24 protein-coding genes are annotated in these 25772 nt (G+C 66.6%); 19 read left to right on the top strand and 5 right to left on the bottom strand.

The genetic code is table 11. From position 1 onward, the window contains the following. The first annotated feature begins 144 nt into the window (after positions 1–144). Positions 145–762, top strand: coding sequence for a hypothetical protein (locus VGK27_02455; GenBank protein ID HEY3488966.1), 618 nt, complete (start codon positions 145–147; stop codon positions 760–762). A gap of 69 nt (positions 763–831) precedes the next feature. On the opposite strand, the gene VGK27_02450 is transcribed toward VGK27_02455, so the two are convergent. Genes VGK27_02450 through hemW form a run of 3 tightly spaced genes read right to left on the bottom strand, consistent with a single transcriptional unit; the run spans position 832 to position 3296 of the window. Continuing rightward, a complete protein-coding gene (locus tag VGK27_02450) occupies positions 832–1611 on the bottom strand; it encodes a phosphatase PAP2 family protein (GenBank protein ID HEY3488965.1) in 780 nt (259 codons plus the stop codon). A 4-nt stretch (positions 1612–1615) separates the two neighbouring features. Further along, positions 1616–2122, bottom strand: coding sequence for an O-acetyl-ADP-ribose deacetylase (locus tag VGK27_02445; protein HEY3488964.1), 507 nt, complete (start codon positions 2120–2122; stop codon positions 1616–1618). Positions 2123–2138: 16 nt separating this feature from the next. Further along, on the bottom strand, positions 2139–3296 hold the full coding sequence (gene hemW / locus VGK27_02440; GenBank protein ID HEY3488963.1) for a radical SAM family heme chaperone HemW: 1158 nt from the start codon (positions 3294–3296) through the stop codon (positions 2139–2141). Between the two features lie 111 nt (positions 3297–3407). On the opposite strand from hemW, the gene VGK27_02435 reads away from it, so the two are divergent. From VGK27_02435 to VGK27_02420, 4 genes are all read left to right on the top strand, one after another. After that, positions 3408–5780 carry a 3-hydroxyacyl-CoA dehydrogenase NAD-binding domain-containing protein gene (locus VGK27_02435; protein ID HEY3488962.1) on the top strand — a complete coding sequence of 791 codons (2373 nt, stop codon included), beginning with the start codon at positions 3408–3410 and terminating at the stop codon, positions 5778–5780. A 35-nt stretch (positions 5781–5815) separates the two neighbouring features. Continuing rightward, positions 5816–6994: an acetyl-CoA C-acyltransferase gene (locus VGK27_02430; protein ID HEY3488961.1), complete on the top strand. Its 1179-nt coding sequence runs from the start codon at positions 5816–5818 to the stop codon at positions 6992–6994. Between the two features lie 243 nt (positions 6995–7237). Next, complete coding sequence (locus VGK27_02425; GenBank protein ID HEY3488960.1) at positions 7238–8653, top strand: sigma 54-interacting transcriptional regulator; 1416 nt, start codon at positions 7238–7240, stop codon at positions 8651–8653. A gap of 209 nt (positions 8654–8862) precedes the next feature. Next, on the top strand, positions 8863–9054 hold the full coding sequence (locus tag VGK27_02420; protein ID HEY3488959.1) for a DUF2892 domain-containing protein: 192 nt from the start codon (positions 8863–8865) through the stop codon (positions 9052–9054). A 10-nt stretch (positions 9055–9064) separates the two neighbouring features. Here VGK27_02420 and VGK27_02415 read toward each other — a convergent pair whose 3' ends face one another. Further along, a complete protein-coding gene (locus VGK27_02415; GenBank protein HEY3488958.1) occupies positions 9065–9679 on the bottom strand; it encodes a hypothetical protein in 615 nt (204 codons plus the stop codon). A 50-nt stretch (positions 9680–9729) separates the two neighbouring features. Here VGK27_02415 and VGK27_02410 point away from each other — a divergent pair, with 50 nt between their 5' ends. The 8 genes from VGK27_02410 (at position 9730) to VGK27_02375 (ending at position 19726) form a co-directional block, all read left to right on the top strand. Next, entirely contained in the window at positions 9730–11118 is a 1389-nt protein-coding gene (locus VGK27_02410; protein HEY3488957.1) for a DUF3373 family protein, read from the top strand. A 243-nt stretch (positions 11119–11361) separates the two neighbouring features. Continuing rightward, positions 11362–11673, top strand: a complete 312-nt coding sequence (locus VGK27_02405) for a hypothetical protein (GenBank protein HEY3488956.1) — start codon at positions 11362–11364, stop codon at positions 11671–11673. A gap of 36 nt (positions 11674–11709) precedes the next feature. Further along, positions 11710–13089 (top strand): hypothetical protein, encoded by a 1380-nt coding sequence (locus tag VGK27_02400; protein HEY3488955.1) that lies wholly within the window; start codon positions 11710–11712, stop codon positions 13087–13089. Positions 13090–13282: 193 nt separating this feature from the next. Then, entirely contained in the window at positions 13283–14797 is a 1515-nt protein-coding gene (locus VGK27_02395) for a methyl-accepting chemotaxis protein (protein ID HEY3488954.1), read from the top strand. Continuing rightward, positions 14794–16185, top strand: coding sequence for a hypothetical protein (locus tag VGK27_02390; protein HEY3488953.1), 1392 nt, complete (start codon positions 14794–14796; stop codon positions 16183–16185). Before VGK27_02395 ends, VGK27_02390 begins: the two co-directional genes overlap by 4 nt. A gap of 53 nt (positions 16186–16238) precedes the next feature. Beyond that, entirely contained in the window at positions 16239–18254 is a 2016-nt protein-coding gene (locus tag VGK27_02385) for a PDZ domain-containing protein (protein HEY3488952.1), read from the top strand. Between the two features lie 26 nt (positions 18255–18280). Further along, positions 18281–19144, top strand: coding sequence for a serine protease (locus VGK27_02380; protein ID HEY3488951.1), 864 nt, complete (start codon positions 18281–18283; stop codon positions 19142–19144). Positions 19145–19282: 138 nt separating this feature from the next. After that, positions 19283–19726 (top strand): hypothetical protein, encoded by a 444-nt coding sequence (locus VGK27_02375; GenBank protein ID HEY3488950.1) that lies wholly within the window; start codon positions 19283–19285, stop codon positions 19724–19726. Between the two features lie 29 nt (positions 19727–19755). On the opposite strand, the gene folE is transcribed toward VGK27_02375, so the two are convergent. Further along, complete coding sequence (gene folE, locus VGK27_02370) at positions 19756–20316, bottom strand: GTP cyclohydrolase I FolE (protein ID HEY3488949.1); 561 nt, start codon at positions 20314–20316, stop codon at positions 19756–19758. Between the two features lie 112 nt (positions 20317–20428). Here folE and gspE point away from each other — a divergent pair, with 112 nt between their 5' ends. From gspE to VGK27_02340, 6 genes are read left to right on the top strand one after another with little or no spacing between them, the layout of a single operon-like run. Next, positions 20429–22120 (top strand): type II secretion system ATPase GspE, encoded by a 1692-nt coding sequence (gene gspE / locus VGK27_02365; protein ID HEY3488948.1) that lies wholly within the window; start codon positions 20429–20431, stop codon positions 22118–22120. Positions 22121–22142: 22 nt separating this feature from the next. Further along, on the top strand, positions 22143–23366 hold the full coding sequence (locus VGK27_02360; protein HEY3488947.1) for a type II secretion system F family protein: 1224 nt from the start codon (positions 22143–22145) through the stop codon (positions 23364–23366). Continuing rightward, positions 23363–23812 (top strand): GspH/FimT family pseudopilin, encoded by a 450-nt coding sequence (locus VGK27_02355; GenBank protein HEY3488946.1) that lies wholly within the window; start codon positions 23363–23365, stop codon positions 23810–23812. The genes VGK27_02360 and VGK27_02355 overlap by 4 nt, the downstream gene beginning before the upstream one ends. Next, positions 23809–24204 (top strand): prepilin-type N-terminal cleavage/methylation domain-containing protein, encoded by a 396-nt coding sequence (locus VGK27_02350; GenBank protein ID HEY3488945.1) that lies wholly within the window; start codon positions 23809–23811, stop codon positions 24202–24204. Before VGK27_02355 ends, VGK27_02350 begins: the two co-directional genes overlap by 4 nt. After that, the gene (locus VGK27_02345) at positions 24197–24865 is read left to right on the top strand and encodes a prepilin-type N-terminal cleavage/methylation domain-containing protein (protein HEY3488944.1); all 669 of its coding nucleotides are present in this window, start codon (positions 24197–24199) and stop codon (positions 24863–24865) included. Before VGK27_02350 ends, VGK27_02345 begins: the two co-directional genes overlap by 8 nt. Continuing rightward, on the top strand, positions 24862–25770 hold the full coding sequence (locus tag VGK27_02340; protein HEY3488943.1) for a type II secretion system protein GspK: 909 nt from the start codon (positions 24862–24864) through the stop codon (positions 25768–25770). Before VGK27_02345 ends, VGK27_02340 begins: the two co-directional genes overlap by 4 nt. Positions 25771–25772: the final 2 nt, after the last annotated feature.

Raw genomic sequence — 25772 nt, 5'->3', positions numbered from 1 at the left:
CGGACTGCCGGAATTGCAGCTATCGTTCGGATGATACCACAACGTTTCCGGGAACCTTTTGTGCGGGACCGGGTTTGAACGGATAGAATCGAATCATCTCAGGTCATCACGCTGATCACGGCGCTCGTCGCCGCAGGAGGAACCATGAAAAAGATTTATCTGCCTGCACTCTGTCTGTTGTCGGCGCTCACGATCCTGTCCGTGCCGGCGCCCGCTTCCGCGAAGACCGACTTCAACGTCAACGTCAACCTCGGGAACCCTCCTGTGGTCGTCGAAAGCCCTCCGCCGCGCATCGTCGTCGATCAGCCGCCCGAAATGGTGGTCATTCCGCGCAGCACGGTCTATTTCGCGCCGGGCCTGAGCGTCGACCTGTTCTTCAACAACGGCTGGTGGTGGACCCGCGATCACGACCGCTGGTATCGTTCGCACGAATATCGCGGCCCCTGGGGATTCGTCCCGCAGCCCCGCATCCCGCGCGAGTTCCGGGAGATGCGGCCCGACTACCGCAACTTCTACGGGCGGGAAGGCCACATTCCCTACGGCCAGCTCAAGAAGCACTGGCGCGACCGCGAGATCGACCGGCGCGAGCACCGCGGCGAGTGGCGCGACTGGAAGGAAGACAAGCGCGACCGCAAGGAGTTCAAGAAAGAGATGAAGCGCGAGATGAAGGAAGATCGGAAAGGGAACAAGGGGAAAGACCGGGGCGACGACCGGGGCGATCGCGGCGATGACCGTGGCGGCCACGGGCACGGCCGCGACTAGTCTCCGAAAGATCATGCCCGGCGGGGGGCGGGAGGGGCGCGGGTGCGCCCTCCTCCGCCCCCCCCGGGTTCAATATCGGGCGGTCACTCCGATGCCTCCCGGAAATGGCACCAAGGCGTAGGCGACCCTCCCGTCCTCGACATCCTTACCATTAGCGACCACGTCGCAGCTCAGATAAGCCAAAAACCAGCCCAGCGCCGCCTGCGAGAAATAGTGGGCATCGTCGTTGATGCGGGACAGTCCGGGCAGCGCGGACAGCCCGTAGAATGCCGTTTTCAGGTAAGGGTCGTCCGTCATGCGCGCCGCGGTGATCAGCGGAACCCCCCCGATGAACGCGTGCCCCGACACGCCGTGGTCCGCCTTGAACGGCCGCCAATGCGATTCGCCGGATTCGGGGCGGTCGCCGCCCAGTAACGGCTGCAGCACCAGGCCGGCAGGCGCCCCGACCAGCGTGGCGCGCGCCGAGCGCATGGCCCACGTTTCCACCGTCTTGTTGCCGAGCAGGTACCCTGCGCCGTAGGCGCCGATGTACACCGGGCCGGTGACGAGCGCCGTCCCGGGGATCTTGGCGATCTTCGAGGCGCTGTTGGTAGCGTGCCCCCGGAGTCGTTCCTGGTCGAACTCGCGGATCTCCCGGTCGGCGCTGGTGTTGGCGAGGACGGCACCGGCCGCGAGGCCGATTCCCAGGCGCGTCAGGTTTTCCTTCTCGAGATAGAAGCCTTCGAAATCGGACCGGACCGCCCCGGCCACGCGCGTGGCGAACCCGGAGTCGTCGGCGAGGGACGGTAACGTCCCGAAGGGGACCATCAGTGCCAGGCACAAAACGACGCATCGACATCGGGCGATCATCGGATTATCCCTCCAGTGCGTTCCGGTAGGCTTCCATGGTTTTATCGTCGAAGCATACGAACACGGCCTTTTCCAGCGTCGGCATCCCGGCGGCGCACCGTCGCACCATGTCGACTGCGAGGCGGGCCGCCGCGTCGAGCGGGTAGCCGTAGATGCCGCAGCTGATCGCCGGAAAGGCGATCGATCGCACGCCGTTTTCTTTCGCTAGCGCCATCGACGACTTGTAGGCCGACGCGAGCAGTCCCGCCTCGCCGTGCTCCCCGCCGCGCCATCGCGGCCCCACCGCGTGGATCACGAACTTCGCCGGGAGGTCGTACCCCGCCGTCAACCGCGCTTCGCCCGTCGGGCAGCCGTTCATCTGGAAGCATTCGGCGAGAAGCCCGGGCCCCGCGGCCCGGTGGATCGCACCGTCGACGCCTCCGCCCCCCTTGAGCCCGCTGTTCGCCGCATTGACGATCGCATCGACGGCAATCTTCGTGATATCTCCCTGGACCAACTCGAATGTCGCCATGGTTATCCCCCCTTTTCTAGACCAGATCCGCGAGAAGCTCGTTCGCCAAAAACAGCATGTTCTCCGGAATCCGGATTCGGTCCACGTCTCGGTGCAGCTTCCCGGCGGCGACAAGCCGGTCGACGGCGTTCCGTTGCGCCGCGGGCATCGGGCCGTCTCGACGGATGATCTCCGAGAGGTCGACGCCCTCGATTTCCCGCAGCCCCGCGATCAACGCCTCGACCCAGGCATCGTCGGCGCTGCGGACCGTCTCCCGCCAGGGCGCCTTGTCCGCGTCGATGTTCCGCCCCCAATCGGCCGTGCTTCGCGGGCTTTCCGTCGCGATGCCGTACGGCGCGCGTCCGCCGGGCGGAAAGAGCAGGCCGTGGGCGGCGGGGCCCAGCGCTGCGACCTCATCGCGGCGCCAGTATTTCCGGTTGTGACGCGATTCCCGGCCCGGCCGCGCGAAATTGGACGTCTCGTATTGCACGTACCCGGCGGTCGACAAGGTGCGGCGGGCCAGCTCGTACATCTCGGCGATCGTCGTTTCGTCGGGCATCGTGAGCGCCCCGGCGGCAAGCGCGTCGCCCAGCGGCGTCCCGGCCTCCGGCGTGAGCGCGTAGGCGGAAAGATGCTCAGGCAGGAACGTCTCGGCCATGTGGAGGTCGTATCCCCACTCGACGACCGTCTGCGACGGGATGCCGAAGATAAGGTCGATGCCGACGTTCCGGATGCCGGCGCGGCGGGCGTCGCGGATCGCATCCCGGATCTCGCCGGCGCCGTGTATCCGCCCCAGCAGCTCGAGCGTTTCGGGGTGAAACGACTGGACGCCCAGGCTCAGCCGGTTGAAGCCCCCCCGTCGGAGCACCGTCAGCGACTCGAGCGTGACCGTGCCCGGGTTCGCCTCGACCGTCACCTCGGCGCTGCCCGTGACGCGGAAAGTGCGCCGCAGGGAGGCAAGCAGCACGAGGAGCCGATCGGCCCCCAGCGCCGTCGGCGTCCCGCCGCCGAAGAAGATCGTGTCCGCCGCCGAGTCCTTCAGGTGCGGATAGGCGGAGCACAGCAGTTCAGCCTCGCGGAGGAGCCGGTCGACGTAACGGTCCATCTCCGGCTCCCCGCATCCGGCCTCGGAGTAAAAGTCGCAGTAGCCGCACTTGCGGAGACAGAACGGGACGTGGACGTAGATTCCGAACATCGATTCCCCTCCAGCCGCCATCTTACAACACGGGGCGAAACGCCGTTTCCCCGAAAGCGGAATACCGGTATCATCCAGGAAGCATGATCTTTGTCCGGGGAGGTGAGCAGCATGGTCCCGAAGATCCGTACCGCGGCCGTTCTGGGCGCCGGCGTCATGGGCTCCGGCATCGCCGCGCACCTGGCCAACGCTGGAATCCCGTGCCTCATGCTCGACGTCGTCCCTGCCGGCGCGGAGGGCGCCGACCGCAACCGCCTCGCGGCACGCGGCCTCGATGGCATCCGGCAAGGCAGCCCGCCCCAGCTCTACGCCCCGAAACGAATCGGGCTCATCTCGATCGGGAACTTCGAGGACGACCTCGAGCAGGCGGCGCTCTGCGACTGGGTGATCGAGGCGGTCACCGAAGAGGTTGCGGTGAAGCGCGCGCTCTACGCGCGGATCGAGCCGCTCCTGGCGCCCGACACGATCGTCACCTCGAACACCTCCGGCCTCCCGCTTGCCCAACTGACCGAAGGGCGAAGCGAGGCGTTCCGCCGCCGGTTCCTTGTCTCCCACTTCTTCAACCCCGTCCGCTACATGAAGCTTCTCGAGCTGGTCGCCGGCCCCGACACCGACCCCGATGCGCTGCGAGACGTCGCCGAGTGCGGCGAGCGGAAGCTGGGAAAGGGGATCGTCTACGGGAAGGACACGCCCAATTTCATCGGAAACCGGATCGGCATCTTCGCCGTGATGCACGCGATGCACTCGATGATCGAGGACGGCTTGACGGTCGAGGCGGTCGACAAGATCCTGGGCCCGGCGACCGGGCGTCCGAAGTCGGCGGTTTTCGGCACGGCCGACCTCGTCGGGGTCGACACGCTCCTTCGCGTCGCCGATCATTGCCACGACAGCCTCCCGGACGACCCGGCGCGCAAGCTGTTCGCCGCGCCTCCCTTCCTGCGCGAGATGGTCTCGCGCGGGATGCTGGGCCGCAAGAGCGGGGGCGGCTTCTTCCGGCTCGAGGGCAAGGGCGGGAAGAAGCAGAAGCTCGTCCTCGATCCCGGCACGCTCGACTACCGGATCCCGGAGAAGGTCGAATACCCGTCGCTCTCCGCGGCGAAAAACGAGGACGACGTCGGCGCGCGCATCCGGGGAGTGATCTCCGGGGACGACGCGGCGGCGAAGTTCGCATGGAAGGTCATCTCCGCGACGCTGTGCTACGCGGCGAAGAAAATTCCCGAGATCGCAGACGATGTCTTCAACATCGACAACGCGATGAAGTGGGGCTTCAACTGGACGCTCGGGCCCTTCGAGACGTGGGACGCGATCGGCGTCGCCGAGTCGGTTGCGCGGATGCACGCCGACAAGAAGTCGGTGCCGAAGAACGTCGAGGACATGCTGGCGTCGGGGGCGTCGACCTTCTATCGCCGCGTCGACGGTGTGCTCGAGCACTACGATTTTGCCGCGGTCCGGTATGTGCGCTCGCCGGTCTCGCACGACGTCATATTCCTCCCGGCGCTGAAGGAGCGGAACAAGGTGGTCCGCGAAAATGCCGGGGCGACGCTCTACGACATGGGCGCCGACGTCCTGTGCCTCGAGTTCCGCACCAAGATGAACACGGTCGACGCCGACGTCGTGGCGATGATGCACGAGGCGGTGTCGCTCGCGGAGGAATCGCACGCGGGGCTCGTCATCGGGAACCATTCCGACACCTTCAGCGCGGGCGCCAACCTGATGCTTGTCTTCATGGAGGCGCAAGCGGGCAACTTCGGGAACATCGAGAAGCTGGTGCGCGGCTTCCAGGAAGCGTGCATGCGGCTGCGCCATTCCGGGCGCCCCGTCGTGGCGGCGTTGGCCGGGCTCGCGTTGGGCGGCGGGACCGAGATCTGCCTGGGCGCCGACCGGATCCGCGCGGCGGCCGAAAGCTACATGGGGCTGGTCGAGGCGGGCGTGGGGCTCCTTCCCGCCGGGGGCGGCTGCAAGGAGATGGTGCTGCGCGCCACCGATGCGATCCCGGAGGGCGTCGCGGCCGACCCGCTGCCCTTCCTGCGGCGCGCGTTCGAGACGATCGGGATGGCGAAGGTGTCGAGTTCGGCGGAAGACGCGCGAACGCTCGGCTTCCTGCGGCCGTGGGACCGGGTGACGATCCAGCGCGACTTCCTGCTCAAGGCGGCGAAGGACACGGTGCTGGCGATGAACCTCGACGGCTACGAGCCGGAAGCGCCGCGGGCCGACATCGTCGCGGCGGGGCGCGACGCGTACGCCTCGTTCTGCTACGGGCTCTACGCGATGAAGGAAGCGCACCAGATCAGCGCCCACGACGAATTGATCGGGCGGAAGATCGCCCGGGTGCTCACGGGCGGAGATGTCGTTCGCGGGACACGCGTGTCGGAGCAGGATCTGCTCGACCTCGAACTCGAAGGATTCCTGTCGCTGTGCGGCGAGGAGAAGTCGCGCGACCGGATCTCGCACATGCTGATGAACGGCAAGCCGCTCCGGAACTAGGAACGCAAGGCGGACGGCACGGGAGGGTTCAGGCCATGTCGAAGGTATTCATCGTTTCCGCGGTCCGGACGGCGGTGGCTCGGGCAACTCGGGGCGCGCTGAAGGACACGCGGCCGGACGACCTGGGCGCGCTTGCCATCCGGGGGGCGATTGCGCGGGTACCCGGGCTCGATCCGGAAAGGATCGACGACGTGATCCTGGGTTGCGCGATGCCCGAGGGCGAGCAGGGGATGAACGTCGCCCGCATCGCCGCTCTCAAGGCGGGTCTGCCCGATTCGGTGCCCGCGGCCACGATCAACCGGCTCTGCGCTTCCGGGCTCCAGGCGATCGCGATGGCCGCCGAGCGGATCCTGGCCGGGGCGGCCGACATCATCGTCGCGGGCGGAACCGAGTCGATGACGATGGTGCCGATGGGGGGCGCTCGCCCGTCGTTCAATCCCGACCTCCTCGAGCATCGGCCCGAGATCTACCTGCCGATGGGGCTGACTGCAGAACGGGTCGCCGCAAGGTATCAGGTGACGCGCGAGGACCAGGACCGCTTCGCGTACGACAGCCACCGGAAGGCGCTCGCGGCGATCGCCGAAGGACGGTTCCGCGATGAGATCATCCCGGTCGAGACGACGGTCTCGCTGGCGTCCAACGGGGGACGCCCGGTCCTGAAGCCGATCGTGTTCGCAGAGGACGAGGGGCCGCGCGCCGACACGACGCTCGAGGCGCTCGCGAAGCTCAAGCCGGCTTTCGACGCGCGCGGCACGGTGACGGCAGGGAACACGTCGCAGGTCAGCGATGGGGCGGCGGCATGCGTGGTGGTTTCCGAGAAGGGGCTGAAGGAGTTGGGCGTCGAGCCGCTGGGCCGCTTCCTCGGCTTCGCGGTGGCGGGCGTGGCGCCCGACCTCATGGGGATCGGCCCGATCGAGGCGGTGCCGAAGCTGATGGGCCGGCTCCGGATGAAGGTGACCCGTGTCGACCTGATCGAGCTCAACGAGGCGTTCGCGGCGCAGGCGCTGCCGGTCATCCGGGAGCTGAACATCGATCCCGACAAGGTCAACGTGAACGGCGGCGCAATCGCGCTGGGGCACCCGCTGGGATGTACGGGGGCGAAGCTGACGGCGACGCTGCTCCACGAGATGAAGCGGCGGGGCGCGTCGACCGGGCTCGTGACGATGTGCGTCGGCGGCGGGATGGGCGCCGCGGGGCTGTTTTCGAGGGAGTAGGCGCGCAAGTACTGCCGGGTAAAGGCCCCGTTCGCGGGCTTCGCCGCCAGGGGGGGACCCGACGGCGAAGCCCATGCATGCGAAAGGGATAAGGAAGGAGATCATATACGGAAAGAGGAGGGGGCCTCGTTCCGTATACTGTATACACGATAATAGGGTGGCCGCTCCTTCCTGTCAACGAAATTCCTCTGCCCCGATCGTTGTTCGCTAGGCAATTCTCCCCGGGTTGATATACTGAACCCCATGACCGATCGCAATGAAATGTTGCAGCCGGCTCCCGACGCGCCGCTGACGGGCGAGAAGAAGCTGGCCGCCATCCTCAACAGCGTCTGGGAGGCGGTGATCACCGTCGGGCGCGACCACCGGATCGCCTCGTTCAACCGGGCCGCGGAGCGGATGGTCGGGATTCGCGAGGCCGAGGCGTTGGGCAAGGACTGCCGCACCATCCTGCACGCGAACTTCGGGCCGGCGCAGGCCGACTGTCCGATGGGAGACATCACCAAGGGCGGCAAGCCGCGGACCGAGGTCATGGGCACGCTCGTGCGCGCCGACGGCCGGATCATCCCGGTCAGCGCGAGCTGGGGTTTCCTTGAAGCCGAGCCCGGGCACATTCTCGGCTTCGTCGTCTCGTTCCGCAGCTTCGAAGAGATCGAGCGGCTGGTAGAGGAGCATCGGTCGCGTTTCCCGTTCCGCGAGATCGTCGGGAAGACGCAGCGGTTCAAAGAGATCTTCGAACTGGTCGACGTGGTCAAGGAGACCGACTCGACCGTGCTCATCATGGGCGAAAGCGGCACCGGGAAGGGACTGTTCGCCCGCGCCATCCACGACCTGTCGCCCCGGCGGGAAGGGCCGTTCGTCAAGGTCAACTGCGCAGCGCTCACCGAGACGCTGCTCGAGTCCGAGCTGTTCGGACACGTCAAGGGCGCCTTCACGGGCGCGGTGTCCGACAAGGTGGGCCGCTTCGAGGCCGCCAACGACGGCACCATCTTCCTCGACGAGATCGGCGAGATCTCGCCCGCGCTTCAGGTCAAGCTGCTCCACGTGCTCCAGGACCACGCGTTCCAGCGGGTGGGGAGCAGCAAGACGATGAAGGTCAATGTCCGCGTCATCGCGGCCACCAACCGCGATCTCAAGGCGGCCATGCGGGAAGGGCGCTTCCGGGAAGACCTCTTCTACCGTCTCCACGTCATCCCGATCACGGTGCCCCCGCTCCGGGAGCGCAAGGAGGACATCCCGCTGCTCGTCGACCACGTGCTGAAGGATCTGCGTCGCCGGGGTCTCGTCCGCGTGCGCAACGTCTCGCCCGAAGCCATGCGCTGCCTGATGGATTACCGGTGGCCCGGCAATGTCCGCGAGCTCGAGAACGTTCTCGAGCGCGGCGTCGTCTGCGCGCGGGGGCCGATCCTGTCGTGCGATGCGTTGGCCGAGGAGGTGCGCGAGCTGTGCCGGGGGCCGCACCGCCTGCACGCCCAACCCCCGCCGCCGATCTCCGCCGATCCCGGGACTGCGCCCGCAGCGACGCCGCAAGGCGAGGACGAGAAGCAACAGCTGGCCCGGGTGCTCGAATCGCATCGCTGGAACCGGGGCGAAACTGCCGCCGCGCTCGGCGTCGACCGGACGACGCTTTGGCGCCGGATGAAACGGCACGGACTCGCCTGATCCCCCCCATGTTGCACGAATCGATTGCAACAGGATGATTCATCTGATCGCGTTGCCTCGAATCCCTCCCGGGTCGTATCGCGTTAAAATCCAGTAATAACGGGTAGTTGCGTTTCAACCGCGTCCCTTCCCCCTGTTGGCATCCGATATGCTGTATACAATCCCGGGTGTGCTAGCGCCTGAAACACGGGTCGATAGGGGGTGGCATCATGACCGTTGAACGCACCGTACGGACGATCGCAGGGACATTCGTGCTCGCCAGCCTCGCGCTGGGCTATTTCGTCAACCCTTACTGGTATCTGTTCACCGTGTTCGTCGGGCTCAACCTGTTCCAGTCGGGCCTGTCGGGCTGGTGTCTCATGTCCGATATTCTCAAGAAACTGGGGGTCCCGGAGAAGTAGCGCCGGGGAGTTAATGCAAGCCGGGGGTAAAGGGGGGATTCATGCCGTTGTTCGAGTACGAGTGCAGCCAGTGCCGACAGACGTTCGAGTCGTACAAGCGTCCGTTCGAGGACGCGTCGGTCGAGAAGTGTCCGGCCTGCGGGGGCAGGGCGGCCAAGGTCGAGATCTCGCACGTGAGTTCGGCCGGAAGCGGGACGACTTCCTCGTCCGGGACTTCCTCGTGCGGGAGCGGTTCGCGGCGCTTCCCGTTCAGTTGAACGTAATCCAAGTCCCGGCGGTCGCCGGGATCGGGCAATGGTTTGTGGGGGTGGGGGAGGTTTCGATCAATGTGGTATGACTGGATTCCATTGGCCGTGATCGCGGTCGTTGCGGTGCTCTTCTTCGGCCGCGGCGGTGGTTGAGGGTCGTGCTGAAAGGCGCGTCCGGCCGTGCGCCGGGCAAATTTTGCAAGCAGTCCAAAATCGACAAGGGAAAAACACGGATGTTCTGAGCGATCGAATATCTCCGTGCGGGCGGTCCGTCCGCGATCTGTTTTAAAGTCTGGCGGCAATTGACCGATAAGCTTGATGTTGTGTGTTTTTTTGTCGTCGCAGGCGTCATTGCGGCGATCGTGTACTACCTGCACAGGCGGACGCCTCCGGGCCACCCGCCCAAACCCACTCCCAGGGAGGATTCATGATGAAGGCAGTACGTAGAGTATTGGCAGGGCTCGCGCTGGGCGCGATGCTGCTGCCGGCCGGCGCGTTCGCGGCCGAGAAGAACATCAGCGACTGGCTGACGATCAGCGGCGACTACCGGTTCCGAGTCGATTCGCTGAAGGCGGAAGTTCCTGCCTACCAGCAGTTCACCGGGCCGGCCTCGGCGCCTGTTGCCGTCGGCGCTCATGACGTGAAGGACGACACGCTCTATACGAACCGGTTCGGCCTGAACCTCAAGGCCAAGGTGATGCAGAACGTCACTTTCAACAGCCGTCTGCTGATGTACAAGAATTTCGGCTCCCAGACGGGCGAAGCGACGACCCCCCAGAACCCCTCCTACTTCGCCGATCGCAGCCAGCTGATGGACGGCACGGCAGGTCATGTGCCCGGTGACGGCCAGGTCACCGTCGACCAGGCGTACGTGACGATCAACAACATCCTCGACCAGCCGATCTGGTTCTCGGTCGGCCGCCGGCCCTCCACGGGCGGTCTGCCCACGCACTACCGCCAGAACGGCGACAAGCCGGGCGTCGGCGGCGTCTCCGGCCTGCTGGTCGACTACGCCTACGACGGCATGACGCTCGGCTACGCGCCCGACATCGACGCGCTGCCCGGCGCTTACGCCAAGCTGTGCTATGGCCGCGGCTTCCAGGAAAAGATCCACTCCAACGCCCAGGCTTCGGTCAAGAACATGGACATGGCCGGCATCGTGGTGGTTCCGTACGATACCGATCGCCTCTCGTTCCACCTTCAGGTCAACCGCGGCATGAACGTCATCGACAACCCGAACGGCCCTTCGGTGAACCTCGGCGCGATCAACCAGTACGGCGCCACCGTGATGAGCGGGTTGAAGAACATTGGCCCCGGCACGCTGAACATGTTTGCCTCCGCCGCGGTTGATCAGAGCAAACCGAATGACCAGACCTTCGGCGGAATGCCGGTGGGCTTGATGTTTACGGGCACGAAGGAAAACAAGACCGGCGAGGCAATCTACGTCGGCGCCCGCTACGACCTCCCCTCCAAGACCAAGATCGGCTTCGAGTTCAATCACGGCTCCAAGAACTGGATCGCCTTCGTTCCTGCAGCCGACGACATCTGGACCAGCAAGCTCGGGACTCGCGGCAACGTGTATGAGGGCTACGTGATCCAGGAGCTGAACTACGCCCCGATCTCGTCCGAGAAGGCGAAGACCTTCATTCGGGTCGGCTACCAGTACTACAAGTTCGATTACACCGGTTCCAACAACTGGGTCGGTGGATCCGAGAAGATCTCGGAGATCAGCGCTTCGAACCCGTTGGACGCCCAGATGTTCGCGCCGGTCAAGAACGCGCAGGACATCTACGCCACGCTCGAAGTGAAGTTCTAAGGCACTGATCGCGTCAAAGGGGTGCGGGGCGGTAGTTTCGTCCCGCGCCCCCGGCGCGGCTGCCCACTGCTTCCGTAGCGCAGAAGAGGGATGGGGGTCTGAACGGAGTGCCGATGGATAGGAAGGTTGCGGCTGCCTACGAAGTGAACGGCCCCCGCCCCGGAGCGAAGGAATCCAGGGGCATCCGCCCCGAAATAGATGAATCATAGATGCCCTTCCGGGCAAAAAAGGAGAAGTAGAGTCATGAAGCGCACCGTATCGCTGATGCTCGTGATGGTGTTCGCGCTGGCGGCGTTCGCCACGGCGGCGTTCGCCGAAGAGAAGTTGGTCGGCGTCATCACCAAGATGTCCGTCGCGCCCGACGGGAAGTCCGCCACCGCCACGCTCAAGGACAACAAGGGCGGCAAGGAAATCACTGTCGTTGTCACCGACGATCTCACGCTCGACAAGTTCAAGGACCACCGGATCGTCGTGGGCGACGAAATCCGGGTGAAGTACGAAGTCAAGGACGGGAAGAACCAGAGCAAATATTTCCGGAAGACGGCCGGCTGCTGATCGTTGCAGCCGTATGACAGGGGGCAGGGGAACAACGTGAAAAAGATATCGGTGATCATGGCGGCTTTCGCCGTGCTGGGGCTGGCCGCCTCGTTCGCCTTCGCCGGTGAACATGAAGGCCGGGAGACGATCGAGAAGAACGGCTACAAGGGACCGGCAACCTGTGAAGAGTGCCATCCCGGCAAGGCAAAGGAATTTCTCGGCACGGTCCACTGGACGCACGGGTCGAAGGTATCCAACGTCGAGCACACGAATCCGAACCAGATCTACGGGATGAAGAACCGGATCTACACCATGTGCAACGGCAACGACCAGGTCAACAACCTCAAGGAGATTCCGCCGAGCCCCGAGACGGGCAAGACGAAATTCACCGGCTGCAACACCTGCCATCCCGGCAACCATATCCAGGACGTCGGCAGCACGGGACCCGAGGCGGAAGCGGCGATCGACTGCCTCGTGTGCCACTCGACAAAGTACGACTTCAGCAAGCGCAAGCCGTTCAAGGACGACAAGGGCAACGTCGTCATGGGGCAGGACCGCAGCACCGCGGCGGCGCTCGCCATCGGCAAGCCGACCGTCAAGAATTGCATGACGTGCCACGAGTCGGCTGGCGGAGGCGTGCTGGTCAAGCGCGGCTTCCAGTTCACGGCCGACACCGACGTCCATGCGTCGAAGGGCATGGTGTGCGTCGACTGCCACAAGACGAAAAACCACCGGATCCCGACCGGGCTCGATCCCAACAACTGGGCCAGCGACGGCCTCCGGCTGACGTGCGCGGGCGGCGAATGCCACAAGCAGGCGCCCCACAAGGATGCCGAGCTCAACCGCCACACGGCGCGGGTGGCGTGCCAGACATGCCACATCCCGCGGACCGGCGGCGCTTTCGCCAAGGACTTCACGAAGTGGACGCAGGGCAGCGACAAGTTTTACGAGCCGACCACGCTGCGCAAGGAAGCCAACGAGACCGCGCCCGCCTACGCCTGGTACGGTGGGAAAGTGGCGAATACGCCGCATTTCATCGGGCCGAAGGGAAATAGCAAGGACAAGGCGGCCCGGATATTCCCTTTCAAGGTGTTCGAAGGGAAGGGGTACTTCGACAAGAAGACCGGCAACCTGCTCTCGATGGATTTCGCGCCCCCGATGTCGAACGGCGACACGCTCAAGGGCGTGGCATCCGCCGCGAAGACGATGGGGATCAAATCGTACGAACCGGTTCCGGGCTGGCAGACGATCTACTTCGGCAGCAACCACCTGGTGGCGCCGAAGGACAAGGCGCTCTCCTGCCAGAACTGCCACGCGCGCAACGGGGTGCTCAACTTCCGGGCGCTCGGCTACAGCGAAAAGGAAACGGAGCGGCTGACCAGCGCCGCGCTCTACTTCGACAAGGCCGCGGAAAAAATGAAAGAGGAGTGGTAGCCCCGGCGTCGGCATCCTTGCCGGACGGCATCCCGAAAAGGGAGAAATAGATGGGTTCGGGAGCGGGCAGGGGAAACTCTGCCCGTTCCCTTTTCCGCAATCCTGGAATGCGCCGAAATCGGGCGAATGAAGTTTTCGACGAATCTCGACGAAAAGGTAAGTTGGACCAGGAACACCATTTCGGGAGGCAGGCATGCTCGATCGATATTCCCTTAAAACGCGGATGATCGCGACGTCCGGCTTCGTCGGCTTGGTCATGCTGGCCATGGTGCTGATCGGATACGCCGCGCTGGAGTTCGGAACCCGCGCCACCGGAGAGGTGGCGGACCGGCGTCTTCCAGCGATCCAGGGACTCTGGCAGATGAAAGAGGCGCTCGTCGAAGGGCTGAAGGACGAGCGGACGATGATGCTCTCGACCACGACGCCCAAGGCGATCGAATTCCAGAAGATGCGCCTCAAGGAAGCATGGGAACGGTCCGACGACGGGAAACGCCGGTACGCGGATTTCGTCGAGACCGCCGAGAAGCGGGCGCTCTGGAAAGAGGTCGAGGTGCTTTACGACAAGTACCGGAAGACCGAGGAGCAGTTCATGGTTGGGCTGGGCGGCGGTTCGCCCGCAGAGAAGGAAAACGCCGGCGAGATTTCGATGGACGCCAGCGAGTACTACACGAAGATGCGGGACGACCTGTTCAAGCTGATCGCGATCGAGACCCGGCAGGCGGAAGACGTGCGGTCCCAGTTCCGGAGTCGGGCCCGATCGGTCCTGATATTCCTGGTGCTCGCGGGGGCGGCCGGCATCTGCCTGAGCGTCTCGGTCGGTCTCCTCATGGCTTATTCCGTCTCCCGCTCCCTGGACCATGCCATGGGCACGCTCTCCGAAGGGGCGGGGCAGGTATCCACCGCCGCGACCGAGATGTCCGACGCGTCCCAGCATCTTTCCGCGGGTGCGAGCCAGCAGGCCGCCGCCCTGGAGGAGACCTCCTCCGCGATGGAGGAGATGTCGGCGATGACTGGCCAGAATGCCCAGAACGCCGGTCTCGCGAACCAGCTGGCAGGCCAGACCGGCGAAAATGTGCAGCGGGCCAATCTCTCGATGAGTTCGCTCGTCGGGGCGATGGACGAGATCTCCCGGATGGGCGAGGAAACCGGGAAGATCGTCAAGACGATCGACGAGATCTCGTTCCAGACCAACCTGCTGGCGCTCAACGCCGCGGTCGAGGCGGCGCGGGCCGGGGAGGCCGGCGCCGGATTCGCGGTGGTGGCCGACGAGGTGCGCAACCTGGCCCAGCGGGCGGCGGGGGCGGCCAGGAACACCTCCGACCTGATCGAAGGGACCGTTTCGAAGATCAAGGAGGGAACGGCGCTGGTCCGAAGAACCGATGCGGAGTTCCAGCAGGTTGCCGCCTCCATGAACAAGGTCACCGCGCTCGTGGCCGAGATCTCCGCGGCTTCCTCAGAGCAGTCGAAGGGGATCAAGGGGATCAACCAGGCCGTCCAGGACGTCGACAAGGTCACGCAGGCCACGGCCGCCCAGTCCGAGGAGATCGCGGCGGCGGCCGAGGAGTTGTCCGCTCAATCCTTCACGCTGCAGGAGGTCGTGACGGAAATCCGGGCGATCGTCGCGGGACGCAAGGCCTCGGACGAGTACGAGGGCGCGGCCGTGCGCGAGTCGCGGCTGATGCTGCCCGGGAACGAGGAGCGGTTTTGAGCCGGCGAGGGGCAGCGGCTGCCTGGTTCGTCTTCCTGGTCGCCGCCGCCATGGCCGGAGCCGCGGGCGCCGGCGAGCACCCGGGGCGCGCTTTCATCGAGAAGAACGGGTATGCGGGTCCGGCGACATGCGAATCGAAGGGGTGCCACCCGGGCGTGGCGAAGCAATTCCTGTCCACCGTCCACTGGACGCACGCCGGCGTCCCCGTGAACGTGACGGGGCTCGACAACCCGCGGAAGGCCTACGGCATGAAGAACCGGGCCTACACCATGTGCAACGGCAACGACACCGTCAGCGCGCTCAAGGAAGTGAAAAGCGCCGAGACCGGGAAAGTGAAGTACACCGGCTGCGACAGCTGCCATCCGGGCAACAACCTCCAGGGCGTGAACAGCACTGGGCCCGATGCGGAAGCCGCGATCGACTGCCTGCTCTGTCACGCGGCGAAATACGACTTCAGCCGCAGGCACCCGGAGAAGGATGCCGAGGGGCGCATCGTCATCGGGCAGGATCGCCGCGTCGAAGCGGCGCTGTCCGTGGGCCGGCCGGGCATCAAGAACTGCATGGCGTGCCATGAGTCCGCGGGCGGCGGGGCGCTGGTCAAGAAAGGCTTCGCCTTCAACGCATCGAACGATGCACACGCGGCCAAGGGCATGGTGTGCGTCGACTGCCACGGGACGAAGGACCACAGGATCCCGACCGGGCATGACCCGAACATATGGGCAACCGACGGCGCCCGGATCGGCTGCGACGACGGCAAATGCCACAGCGGCGCGCCGCACAAGGACCGCGACCTGAACGCCCACACCGCGAAGATCGCCTGCCAGACCTGCCACATCCCGCGGACCGGCGGCGCCTTCGCCAAGGATTTCGTGAACTGGACGAAGCTGTCCTCCGGGTTCTGGGAGCCCACGACGCTGCGCAAGGACGCCAACGAAACGTCGCCCGCCTACGCCTGGTACAACAAGACCGTCCGGTACTCCCCGAAGCTCATCACTCCCCTGGGGAGCCGCAGGGACGGGAAGAGCCGGATCTACCCGTTCAAGATCTTCGAGGGGCGCGCCTTCTTCGATCGGAAGACGGGCCGGCTGCTCGTCATGGACATGGGGCCGCCGATGGTCAACGGCGACGCCAAGGCGGGGCTCGCCTCCGCCGCGAAGATCCAGGGTCTGAAATCGTATGACCCCGTGCCCGGCTGGCAGGCGGCCTACTTCGGCAGCAACCACCTGGTTGCCCCGAAGGAGAAGGCGCTTTCCTGCGAGAACTGCCATGCGCGCAACGGAGTCCTCGACTTCCGGGCGCTCGGTTACACGGCGAAGGAGACCGAGCGGTTGTCCAGCGCGGCACTCTATTTCGACCGGGCTGCGGAGCGGCTGAAAGAGGCGTGGTGACGCCGGACGCGATATAGTAGGTGGCTCCGACATTCCGCTCCGAAAGGGTTCAAGTGAAGCGGTTCCTGTCCGCCATCGCCTGCATCGCGACGCTGCTCCTGTCCGGAGCGGCGCAGGCCGCCGATATCTCGCTCGAGGCCGTCGAGGCCGCCATCGCCCGCGTCAAGCCGGCGCTGGTGCGCATTCACGTCGTCGCCGTCAGCCAGAGGGGCGGGCGCGAGGTCAAGTTCGAGTCGTTCGGGAGCGGCGCGATCATCAGCCCCGAGGGGCACGTCGTCACGAACCACCACGTCGCCGGGAACGCCCGCCAGATCTTCTGCACGCTTTCGAGCCGGGAGGAGGTCGAGGCCGACCTCGTCGCGACCGACACGCTCACCGACATCGCGATCATCAAGCTGCGCAATCCCGACAAGAGGACATTCCCTGCGGCGGCGTTCGGAGATTCCGCCGCCCTGCGCGTCGGAACCCGGGTGCTGGCGATGGGGAGCCCGCTCGCGCTCTCGCAGTCCGTCACGATGGGCATCGTCAGCAACACCGAGATCGTGTTTCCACGGTTCATGAGCCGGATGACGCTCGACGGCGAAGACGTCGGCTCGATCGTCCGCTGGATCGGGCACGACGCCGCGATCTTCGGAGGCAATTCCGGGGGGCCGCTGGTCAATCTTGCGGGCGAGATCGTCGGGATCAACGAGGTCGACCTGGGTCTGAGCGGCGCCATCCCGGGCAACCTCGCGAAAGAGGTCGCGGAGAAACTGATCCGCGCGGGCAAGGTGATGCGCAGCTGGATCGGGCTCGACATCCAACCGCTGCCCGACGGGACCGGGACGCAGCCGGGGGCGCTCGTCAGCGGTACGATCGATGGCTCCCCCGCGGGGAAGGCTGGGCTCCTGCCGGGCGACGTGCTGCTGTCGTTCGACGGGCATCCGGTCTCGGTGCGCTTCCGGGAGGAGATCCCGATCTTCAACCGGCAGGTGATGGACATCCCGGTCGGCAAGGAGGTCGAGGTCGTCGTCGCCCGGAACGGCAAAAAGTCGACGATGCGCATGACGACCGAGGAGCGGGAGAACGCCCGCGAGAAAGCGGTCGAGCTGCCGATGTGGGGCGTCACGGCCCGGAACCTGTCGCGCGGCGCGGCCCGGGAGATGAAGCGCGATGCCCGGGGCGTGCTCGTCACCACCGTCCGGCAGGGTGGCCCGGCCTGGCAGGCGCGGCCCCGGATCGCCGAGGGCGACGTGATCGTCGCGCTGGGCGACAACGAGGCGGTGAGCGTCGAGGCGTTGGCCGAGATGACCCGGTCGCTGGTCGCGGGGCGCAAGGACCCGCTGCCGGTCATGGTCACGTTCGAACGGAGGCGCGAACGGCTCGTCGCGCTGGTCCGGCTCGAAGAGGAGAAGGAGTCGCAGGATCAGGGGATCGAGGCCAGGAAGGCCTGGCTGCCCGCGGCCACGCAGCCGCTGACGCGGGAGTCCGCCGCGGCGCTCGGCGTGCCGGGAGGAGCCGGATTCCGCGTGACCCAGGTCTACAAGAGGCACAGCGCCGATACGGCCGGACTGAGGGTCGGCGACGTCGTCGTCGCCCTCGACGGAGAGAAGGTGCGACCAACTTCGGCGGACGAGACCGACGCCCTGCCGGCGATCATCCGGCAATACCGGACCGGTGCGGTCGTCCTGCTGGGGGTCCAGCGGAGGGAAGGGGGGCTCGACATCCCCGTGACGCTCGAGGTCTCGCCCACGCCGCCGGCCGAGATGAAGCGATATCGGGAGCCCTTCCTCGATTTCCGGGTCCGCGACATCGCCTTCATCGACCGGGCGCAGGAAGACTGGCCCGACAGCCGGGAAGGCGTCCTGGTCGAAACCGTCGGCGAGGGGGGGTGGGCCGCGCTGGCCGAGCTGGCGGTGGGCGATCTCATCGCCTCGGTCGACGGGCGGCCGGTGGCCGACGTGGCGGCGTTCGAGGCGGCGATGCGGAAGGCCCGCGCGGAGAAGCCCGAGCGGATCATGCTGCAGGTGCTCCGGGGGATCCACACCCTGTTCATCGAGATCGCGCCGGACTGGACCGGCCTGAAATGACGACGGCAACCGGAGGGAAGATGCACGTGCCCGGATGTTCGAAGGGATGGATATTGCTCGCGGCGATCGCGCTCCTGCTCGCGGAGGGCGTCGGATCGACGGCGCGCGCCGACGAGAGCGGGATGAAGGCGGCCGGGATCGCAAAGGCCTACGGTGATGCGGTCATCCAGGTCAAGGTCGTCACGCGGTACCGGATGGTCGTCCAGGGACGCGAGATGCGCAAGGGCGAGAACGAGGTCGAGGCGCTCGGGACCGTGATCGACCCGTCCGGGCTGACGGTGCTCTCGAACATCAACGTCGATCCGACGAAGGCCTACGCCGACATGCTCAAGAAAGCGAAGTCCGGCGGCGAGGATGCGGGAAGCGTCGACATCGAGGGCAGCTTCGCCGACGTCCGGATGTTCCTGCCCGACGGGAGCGAGCTGCCGGCGCAGGTGGTATTGCGCGACAAGGATCTCGACCTCGTCTTCATTCGCCCCACGGAAAAGCCCGCCAGGCCGCTGGTTGCGGTCGACCTCTCGAAAGCAGCGAAGCCGGCGATGTTCGACGATGTGCTGATCCTCGGCCGCCTGGGCGCCATCGGGGGGCGCGCGCCTTCCGCGGCGATCTTCCGGATCGAGGCGGTGGCCGGGAAGCCGCGCAGCTACTATCTCGTCGACCAGAACGCCGTGAGCGGCCGGCTGGGATCACCCGCCTTCACGCTCGACGGCAAGGTGGCGGGCATCTTCCTGTTGCGCGCGATGGAGACGCAGGACGCGGCTGCGGGTCCGCTCGAGATGGTGTTCGGCGGCATCGGGCGGCTCGGGCTCTACCCGGTGATCCTGCCTTCCGCCGACGTCGCCGCGGTCGCGAAGCAGGCTGCGGAAAAACGGCCGGAGGGGAAGCAGTAAATTTGGAAACGGTTCGCGCGAATCGATTGACACGCGCCCGGGCTTCCGGCTTATCCTGATAACCAGATGTATGCCGTACCCACATCGACGACCCCGGCGACCTTGAAACCGTCCACCCGATGGGCGGATACCGCTCTGTTGCGCTGCTGTCTCCTGATGGGACTGGCAATCCTGTCGTCCTGCAATGCCGGGGACGACGCGGGAAAGTTCAAGCACACGGGGCACGTGACGATCGCGAAGGGATCGTGCGTCCCGTGCCACGGCAACGACCCCGCCGCACCGACGCGTCCCACCCGGAAGGAATGCGGCGCCTGCCACGCGAAGGGCGCCCAGCTCTTCGCCGAGTTCCAGGCGCTGCCGGTCCCGTCGCGGATCATCCCGCATCTCCCCAATGCCTATGCCGACGTCCTGTTCTCCCACGCCCCGCACGCGGGCGCGGGCGTCCCGTGCGACGGCTGCCACGCGCTTCCCCAAGGTGGCAAGAAGGAATCGTCGTTTCCGAAGATGGCCGCCTGCAAGGAGTGCCACGAGAAGAACGGCGTCCCGGTCACCTGCCCCACCTGTCACCGCGAAAAACGATAGCCACGCAAACCTCGGGGGCCACCCCGGGGTCAGCGCAGGACGTTGAAGCCGGGCTTGATCAGCTCCATGAATTCCATGCGGGTCTTCTGCTGGGTGCGGAAGCTGCCGAGCATGGAGGACGTGACCGCCTTCGAGTTCTGCTTCTCGACGCCGCGCATCATCATGCACAGGTGCGACGCCTCGATGACGACGCCGACGCCGTGCGGCTGCAACGTGTCCATGATGGCGGTGGCGATCTCCTGGGTCAGCCGCTCCTGCACCTGGAGGCGGCGGGCGTAGAGTTCGACGACGCGCGGGATCTTCGAGAGGCCGACGATCTTGTTCTTGGGGATGTAGGCCACGTGGCACTTGCCGAAGAAGGGCAGCATGTGGTGCTCGCACATCGAGAAGATGTCGATGTCCTTGACGAGCACCATCTCGTCGTACTGCTCGTGGAACACCGCCTTCTGGAGCACGTCGCGCGGGTCCTGGCCGTAGCCCTGCATGAGGAAGCGCATCGACTTCTCGAAGCGTTCGGGCGTCTTGAGCAACCCCTCGCGTTCGGGGTCCTCGCCGATCTTGATCAACAGGTCGCGGATGAGATTCTGCATGATCCGGATATCTTCGCATATTTCACGCCTTGGGAAAAACGGGGGCAACGTCGCCGGGCGCGATTGCGGGATAAATTAGGATAAGATTGTAGGATTACGCCGGAGGGATTCCGTGAACCGTCGAACCTTCAATGAAGCGCTCGTCACCTCGCTCGCGCCGGCTCCCGGCGAACGCGATGCCCTGCTCGGCCGGGCGCGTACCGAAGGGGCCGCCTTCCCGAGGGGGCTGGTCGCCCGCGGGCTCCTCTCCTCCGAGGCGCTGCGCCAGGCGTACGTGTCCGTCTGCGGGTTGCCGCCGTTCCAGCCCGACGCCTCCGAAGTCCGTCCCGTGCCCCCCGACATCCTGCCGCTCCCTTTCCTCCGCGCGAGGCTGGTCGTTCCCGTCTCCGTCGAGAACGGGACGCTTGTGCTGGCGATGGCGGACCCGCTCGACACCGAAGCCCGCGACTCGGTCGCCAAGGCCACCGGGCGGACCGTCGCGGTGCAGGCGGGCACCGAGGAGGAGATCCGCGAGGCGATCGAGAAGGGGTACGGCGAGTCGGCGTCCTCGATGGAACGGCTGATCGAGCAGGTCGGCGAGGAGGGCGACGAGATCGCCTCCGGCGACGAGCGGGTCGAGCGGCTGATCGGCGCGGCGTCCGAGGCGCCCATCATCCGGCTGGTCAACTTCATCATCGCCCGCGCGATCGAGCGGGGCGCGAGCGACATCCACATCGAGCCGTTCGAGAAGTCGCTCAAGGTGCGCTACCGGATCGACGGCATCCTCGTCGAGGCCGAGGCGCCGCCGCGCCGCCTCCAGACCGCGATCATCTCCCGTATCAAGATCATGGCGCGCATCAACATCGCCGAGAGCCGGCTGCCGCAGGACGGTCGCGTCAAGCTGCGGATCGGCGGGCAGGAGATCGACTTCCGCGTCTCCACGGTGCCCACGCTCTACGGCGAGAGCATCGTCATCCGCATCCTCGACCAGTCGGCGGTTCCCTTGAACCTTGCGACGCTGGGATTCTCGCCGGACATCCTCGACCGGTTCCGCAAGATGGTCGGCGCACCGCACGGCATGGTCCTCGTGACCGGGCCCACGGGGTCGGGCAAGACGACCACGCTCTACGGCGCCCTCCAGGAAATCCGCTCCGCCGAGCGCAAGATCATCACGATCGAGGACCCGGTCGAGTACCAGGTGCCGGGCGTCAACCAGATCCAGGTGAAGCCGCAGATCGGGCTGACCTTTTCCGCGGGACTCCGCTCGATCGTCCGGCAGGACCCCGACGTGATCCTCGTGGGCGAGATCCGCGACCAGGAGACGGCCGAGATCGCCATCCATTCGGCGCTGACGGGGCACATGGTGCTCTCGACGCTGCACACCAACGACGCCGCGGGGGCAATCACCCGCCTACTCGAGATGGGGGTTGCGGAATACCTGCTTCCCTCGTCGCTCTCGGGCGTGCTGGCGCAGCGGCTGGTGCGGACGATCTGCCCCGACTGCTCGACGCCGCGGGAACTCTCGCAGGCGTTCCGCGACGAGATCCTGAGTACGGCAGGGTTCATCCCCGAGGGCGACCTGCGGATGGGGACGGGCTGCAGCGCCTGCAACCAGACCGGGTACCGGGGAAGGGTGGCCATCCTCGAGCTGCTCGCCCTCGACGAGACGATCAAGGATCTGGTCCTCGCGCGTGCCGACGCGGGCACGATCCGCGAGAAGGCGGTCGCGGGCGGCATGCGGCTTCTACGCGACGACGGCTGGGACAAGGTCCGAAGCGGGCTGACCACGATCGAGGAAGTGCTGCGCGTCACGCGCGGCGCCTGACGTATTTCAGGAGAGGACGCGGATGGCGGTTTTCGGATATCGGGCGACGGACAAGGACGGCCGCGTGTCCGAGGGGGTGGTCGAGGCAGCCGAGGAACGTTCGGCCCGCGACCGTCTCCGCGACATGGGCTTCCTGCCGATCCGCGTCTGGCCCGCGTCGGCGCCGGCGCTTGCCGCGGCCGGCGGGCAGGCGGTTCGCGGGTCCAGGGGCGGCACCCGCCGCGATGTCCTCCCGTTCCTGCAAGGGCTGCGGACGATGCTGCGGGCGGGCATCCCCGTCGACCGCGGGCTCGAGATGCTGGCCGACCTATTCCGGGGGAAGCCCATGGGCGAGGTCGCCGGCGTGCTTTTGGGCGAGGTGCGGGCGGGCAGTTCTTTGGCCGACGCGATGAAGAAGGCGCCGGGGGCGCCCTTCGACCGCTTCACGGTCCAGATGGTCAATGCAGGGGCGGCGACGGGGCGGATGGAAGAGGCGCTCGACCAGACCTATCGCTTCCTCGAGCGGTCGCGCGAGTTCCGGTCGAACGTCGTTGGCGCGCTCATCTATCCCCTCATCCTGCTGGCCGCATGCATCCTCTCCGTCGCGCTCATGCTGGTGTTCGTCATCCCGAAATTCGCCGGCGTTTTCGCCGCCTCGCGCGTGGTCCTGCCGCTGCCGACCCGGATCGTGATCGCCGCGAGCGATTTCCTGAAGAACGACGGCCTCTGGCTGGTCGGTGGCGTCGCGCTCGCCTGGTTCGCAGCCTCGACGCTCCTCGCGCGCCCCGATTTCCGGCGCGACTGGGACCGGTCGAAATTCCGCTGGCCCTTCCTCGGCGACATCATCACCGCGCTCGAGACGTCGCGGACGCTCTGGTCGCTCTCGTCGCTGCTCTCCGGCGGCGTTCCCATCCTCTCGGCGTTCGTCATCGCCCGCGAGGTGAGCGGGAACACGGCGATCCGCGAAGGGATGGAGTCGGCGCGCCTCAAGATCCAGGGCGGCGGAAAGGTCGGGCGATCGCTGGCCGAGAGCACTCCGTTTCCCGAGATGGCCATCCGGATGATCTCGGTGGGGGAAGAGACGGGGCGGCTCGAGGAGATGCTCTCCTCGGTCGCCGACACGTACGAGGCCGACGCCCGTCGGACGCTGGCCCGCTTCCTCGTGGTGCTCGAGCCGGCGATGATCCTGCTGCTCGGCGGGCTGGTCGCCTTTATCGTCGCCTCCGTCTTCCTCGCGATCTTCCGTCTCAACGAGATGCCGCTTTGAAACGGCGCTCCACGGGCGGTTTCACGCTGCTCGAGCTGCTGCTTGTCCTGGCGATTTTGGCTCTGGGCGTTGCGCTTGTATTGCCTTCGCTGTCTGGGCCGCTGGCATCGGCGCGCTTCCGGCAGGGCGGGGCCGAGTTCCGGGCGGCGATGGTGCAGGCGCGGTCGCGCGCCGCGGCGTCGGGACGGACCCGCGTGGTCCGCATCGATCTCGGGACGGGCGAATACGGAATCCCGTCCGACAACGTCGACCGCGTGCTGCCCGAAGGCGTCCGGGTGTCGTCCGTGACCGCGGCGGGCGAGACGGTCGAGCGGGGTGTCGCGGAGCTGCGCTTCTTCCCCGACGGCAGCGCGGAAGCGGCAGAGGTGGTGCTGGCCGACGGCGGCGGGGGGCGCATCCTGCTGACGGTCGACCCGCTGACCGGTCTCGTCGAGGCCGGCGCATGAAAGGGCGCGGGACGCGGTCCGGATTTACGCTGATCGAGGTCGTCGTGGCGCTGACGATCCTTGCGGCCGGCATGGCCGGCCTGATGGCGCTGTTGCGCGGGTCGCTGCGGCTGTCGGGCGGCGCGCGCGACGTCACGACCGCGACGCTCTATGCCTCGCAGCGGCTCGAGGAGGCGCTGTTGTCGCCCGCGCCGCAGGACAGCGAGACGCACGGAGACTTCGATGCGAAGTACCGCTGGAATCTGTCGGCCGAGACGCTGCCCGCGGAAGATAACGTCCCGGTCGAGGGTCGCTTGTTCCGGGTCACCGTCCTCTGGGACGACGGCGCCGAGGCGCGCTCCGTCGCGTTGTCGGCGAGCCGCTGGCGGCGGAAGGGGGGAAGCGGTGGGTGACCGCAGGGGCGGCTTCACGCTCCTCGAAGTCATCGTGTCGCTCTCCATCCTGGCGCTCGTGGCGGCCTCGATCTCGCTGGCGTTCCGCATGACGGTCCGGTCGATGGCGCAGGGCGAGGACGCGGTCCACGCCTCCGTGCGGCAACGGGCGCGATTCGCCACGCTCGAGCGGTTGTTCCGGGACGCAAACCCGGCCCCGGTGCCGATCGGGGAGACTTCGGGCCCCTGGTTCCGGGGCGAAGCCGACCGGGTGAGTTTCCTTTCGGTTTCCCCGATCGGGCAGCGCCGCGGCGGCGGCTTCCGGGTGCTCGGCTTTCGCGAAGGCCGGCTGCCGACGGGCGAAGCGGGGCTGTTGGTTTCCGAGCGGTCCCCCTTCTCGCCGGACGCCGTCGGCGGGGAATCGAAGGAGGGGGCGCAGCTCGTCTTCCCGGGCGCGACCAGGGTGGCGTTCTTCTACGTCTCCGGCTTCACGGCCGACGGGACGATGGAGACCGAAAACGCCTGGGACGCGGGGGAGCAAAAGCGGTTTCCCGTGGCGGTCGGCATCGAGTTCACGCCCGAGGGGGAGAGCGTCAGGCGGCGCATCGTCATCCCTCTGCCGGTCGGCATGAACCAGCTGCCCGACAAGCGCCCGCCGCTCGATGCGGGGCCGATCGGATGATCGGGCGCCGGGGGATCGCCACGCTGGTCGTGCTCTGGGCGATGCTGCTGCTGGGCACGCTGGCGCTCGGATTCTCGCTGGCCATGCGCACCGAGGCGCAGGCCGCGCGCAACGGGCTCGACGCGACGCGCGCCTATTACCAGGCGCGATCCGGGATCGACCGGGCGCTGGCGCTCCTGTCGTCGATGCCGCCCGACAATGTCATGGCGATGAAGATCGCAGGCGAGGAGGCCGACGCGGCTTATGCGGTCAGCCTGGTGCCGGAAAGCGGGAAGGTCGACATCAACCTCGTGGGCGAGGCCATGCTGAAGGAAATTCTCGGAAAGGGGGGGCTTACGACCGACCAGGCCGAAGCGCTCGGCGACGCCATCCTCGACTGGCGGGACGCCGACGACATCCCCCTGGCGCGCGGCGCGGAAGCTTCCGCGTACGCGAACGACCCCGAGCCCGTGCGCCCGCGGAACGGGAAGCTGGCGGCCCTCGAGGAGCTCCAATACGTGAAGGGGATGACGCCCCGTTTCTACGACCGCTTTGTCGCGAAGGTCTTCACCGTCCACGGCGGCGGGGCGGTGAACATCAACGTCGCGCCGGTCGACGTGCTGGCGGCGCTTCCGGGCGTTTCCGCGGAGCTGGCGCAGGCGATCGCGGCGCGCCGCGACGAAAGGCCGTTTTCCGGGCTTCCCGACGTCGTGCAGTTTCTCGGCGGGACGGGTTTTTCGCCACCGGCGACGGCGATGTTCACCACGGTGAACCTGACGCCCGTATATACCATCCGGGCGGAAGGGACCGTCGCCGGAAAAGCGTCCCGCACGATTTCCTGCCTCGCGGAAATCGGTGGAACGGGCGAAAATCCTGTCAGAATGATCGGATGGAAAGATCTCGTGGCTGGGGATGAGGAGCGTTAACG

This window comes from Candidatus Deferrimicrobiaceae bacterium (assembly GCA_036504035.1).
In the GTDB taxonomy this organism is placed as follows: domain Bacteria; phylum Desulfobacterota; class Deferrimicrobia; order Deferrimicrobiales; family Deferrimicrobiaceae; genus JANXPS01.
This window is presented reverse-complemented; position numbering and strand designations above follow the sequence as displayed.

Excerpts from the sequence above, each read along its gene's own strand:
- VGK27_02360 (HEY3488947.1), top strand. The coding sequence starts at position 22,143 with ATGGCGGTTTTCGGATATCGGGCGACGGACAAGGACGGCCGCGTGTCC.
- folE (HEY3488949.1), bottom strand. The coding sequence starts at position 20,316 with ATGCAGAATCTCATCCGCGACCTGTTGATCAAGATCGGCGAGGACCCC.
- VGK27_02455 (HEY3488966.1), top strand. The coding sequence starts at position 145 with ATGAAAAAGATTTATCTGCCTGCACTCTGTCTGTTGTCGGCGCTCACG.
- VGK27_02405 (HEY3488956.1), top strand. The coding sequence starts at position 11,362 with ATGAAGCGCACCGTATCGCTGATGCTCGTGATGGTGTTCGCGCTGGCG.
- VGK27_02420 (HEY3488959.1), top strand. The coding sequence starts at position 8,863 with ATGACCGTTGAACGCACCGTACGGACGATCGCAGGGACATTCGTGCTC.
- VGK27_02445 (HEY3488964.1), bottom strand. The coding sequence starts at position 2,122 with ATGGCGACATTCGAGTTGGTCCAGGGAGATATCACGAAGATTGCCGTC.
- VGK27_02350 (HEY3488945.1), top strand. The coding sequence starts at position 23,809 with ATGAAAGGGCGCGGGACGCGGTCCGGATTTACGCTGATCGAGGTCGTC.
- VGK27_02435 (HEY3488962.1), top strand. The coding sequence starts at position 3,408 with ATGGTCCCGAAGATCCGTACCGCGGCCGTTCTGGGCGCCGGCGTCATG.
- VGK27_02410 (HEY3488957.1), top strand. The coding sequence starts at position 9,730 with ATGATGAAGGCAGTACGTAGAGTATTGGCAGGGCTCGCGCTGGGCGCG.
- VGK27_02340 (HEY3488943.1), top strand. The coding sequence starts at position 24,862 with ATGATCGGGCGCCGGGGGATCGCCACGCTGGTCGTGCTCTGGGCGATG.
- VGK27_02450 (HEY3488965.1), bottom strand. The coding sequence starts at position 1,611 with ATGATCGCCCGATGTCGATGCGTCGTTTTGTGCCTGGCACTGATGGTC.
- VGK27_02430 (HEY3488961.1), top strand. The coding sequence starts at position 5,816 with ATGTCGAAGGTATTCATCGTTTCCGCGGTCCGGACGGCGGTGGCTCGG.
- hemW (HEY3488963.1), bottom strand. The coding sequence starts at position 3,296 with ATGTTCGGAATCTACGTCCACGTCCCGTTCTGTCTCCGCAAGTGCGGC.
- VGK27_02425 (HEY3488960.1), top strand. The coding sequence starts at position 7,238 with ATGACCGATCGCAATGAAATGTTGCAGCCGGCTCCCGACGCGCCGCTG.
- VGK27_02395 (HEY3488954.1), top strand. The coding sequence starts at position 13,283 with ATGCTCGATCGATATTCCCTTAAAACGCGGATGATCGCGACGTCCGGC.